Genomic DNA, 2,113 nt, shown 5'->3' with positions numbered 1-2,113 from the left:
ATCCTCGGGCTTCTGGTAGTTGGCCAGCAAGCTGTCGGCCAGTTTGAGCAGTTCCGGGTCGGGCTTGGCCCGCTTGTTACGCTTTACAACGGTCATTGTTTCTCCTTGGTGGCGGCAGTGTCCTGCCAAATGACCGTTTACACAAAATTATTTACACCCTCAACGTCAGTGCGCAAATCAACAGCAATTGCTTATCCATCACAACCTTGCAGTAAAGAAAATGTCATTCCATGCTGCCATGAAGTTACTTATTTTTCAACTGCATATAAGATAATTATCACGTGATCTAGCTTTTGTGGTGTTTTATGCGCGCTAGTGTGGCGTCGGCTGAATTCTCCCCCAAGGTAGAAACTGGGCTCAGAATCTGCCCCGGCCTTTGCCCATGGGTTTGGCCATGCCGTCATCGGGGGCATAGCGCGCTCCCAGTGCTTGCATTCCACCCCCGCGCCCTCATCTGGGTGGCAATGGTAGCCTGTAGCGCTGCCTCATCCGAACCAACCAGGAGAACCACCATGAGTTTCGATTCCTTTCTGTCCAAACTGAAGACCAAGGCCAGCGAACTGAAAACCGAGGCGCTGAAGTACAAGAACAAGGATTTCCTGAACGCCGCGATGGCGGGCTCGGCCCTGATCGCCATGGCGGACGGCAGTGTGAGCGCGGAAGAGAAGCAGAAGATGGTGAAGTTTATTGAAAGCAATGATGCGCTGTCCGTATTTACCACCACGGACGTGATCAAGGCTTTCCAGGAATATGTCGGCCAGCTGGAATTCGACAAGGATATCGGCGAAGCCAAGGCCTACCAGGCGCTGGGCAGGATGAAGTCGAATGTGGAGGCGTCGCGGCTGCTGGTGCGCATGATTATCGCCATCGCTTCGTCGGATGGCAATTTCGACGCCAACGAGCAGCGCGTGGCCAGCAAGATTGCGCGGGAACTGGGCTTGACTCCTGGGGAGTTCGAGCTGCAGTAACTGACTAGCCAGTCGGCCCCGGCTGGCTTAGCTCTTGTCCCACCACGGCGGCGTGCCCGACGACCAGGGGCAGTTCATTTCCACTTCGCTGATCCTGTAGCGGATCTCGATCACCTGGCCGGGGCTGAAGGGACCGCGTTTCCAGTCGCCGGAATGAAAGACGTAGCCTTTGCCCTTGATGCAAAGACTGGTCGGATTGTTGCCGATGGGACCGGTCGAGTGCAGGGTGACGCGCACTTCGCCGTTGGCGTCCAGCGGGGTATCGCCGCCCACGAAGAGTGCATCCGAGCCGACGTCGCAGACACGGGTGCTGCCTATCTTGCTGCAGTGCTTGATATACGTTTCCTGGCGCGCATTTGCCAGGTAATCGTCATGCCGCATGGGCTTGCCGTCGTCGTAGGTAAAGCGCAGCGTGACTTGCGTGGGTTCGCTGGCCGGATGGCGCGTGGTGCTGGTGCAGGCGGCGCTGACCAGGGCCAGCAAGGGCCAGGCCAGCAGACGCAGCATGCCGCGCAGCAGCGTTGAGATCGGGTTGTTGCCGGGCGAGTGCTGCATCGAGGGTTGCCATTTGTCGCATGAACGGGGCGCCGATGATAGCATGCGAAGGCAACGGTTCCGCCAGGACGCGCCGTGATGCGATTCCTGCAGTACTTGCTTGCACAACACCCCATAGCCCACGCGCGTGCCGCGCTTGTTTGCGCCCGGGTCGTAGCCGCGCTGATGTCGTCGCGGGCCAGTTGCAGATCGAGCGTGAGGGCCGTGCCCAGTGCAACGCCATGGCTGGGCGCGCACTGGTGGTCGTGCCTGTGTAGGCAAACAAGTTGCCCTGCGCATCATCCGGAAGGACGTGTTCGCTTGGGCGCGGGCGCGCGAGCAGCAGCGCGCATGCTGGCTGGCAAACAGCCAACACGGTATCGGCCAGCGCTGCCGATGACCAGGCGCAAGGCGCGCTCCAGGGCGAGCGACACAGCAGACGTGCCAGTGCGGAACTGGGTAAGGGCAGTGAGGCGCAGCGACCGAGCCTGTCAGAAATTTTGTGTGAAAGAAGTCATACGATAAAATTTATCCCTGGAAAGGATACGTATGACCATCGACAAAGCCACACTCGACAAACTGCTTGAGGGCGTAGACCCGCACAACCCACA

The 2,113-nt window shown here is 58.8% G+C and carries 2 protein-coding genes; one reads left to right on the top strand and one right to left on the bottom strand.

The features are described 5' to 3' along the window. The first annotated feature begins 512 nt into the window (after positions 1 to 512). Positions 513 to 968 carry a tellurite resistance TerB family protein gene (locus tag CSZ94_RS27180; RefSeq protein ID WP_102124341.1) on the top strand — a complete coding sequence of 152 codons (456 nt, stop codon included), beginning with the start codon at positions 513 to 515 and terminating at the stop codon, positions 966 to 968. Positions 969 to 995: 27 nt separating this feature from the next. Here CSZ94_RS27180 and CSZ94_RS27175 read toward each other — a convergent pair whose 3' ends face one another. Continuing rightward, positions 996 to 1,523, bottom strand: coding sequence for a hypothetical protein (locus CSZ94_RS27175; RefSeq protein WP_102124340.1), 528 nt, complete (start codon positions 1,521 to 1,523; stop codon positions 996 to 998). Positions 1,524 to 2,113: the final 590 nt, after the last annotated feature.

The organism is Janthinobacterium sp. ROICE36, assembly GCF_002869965.1.
Classification (GTDB): Bacteria; Pseudomonadota; Gammaproteobacteria; order Burkholderiales; family Burkholderiaceae_D; genus Janthinobacterium.
This window is presented reverse-complemented; position numbering and strand designations above follow the sequence as displayed.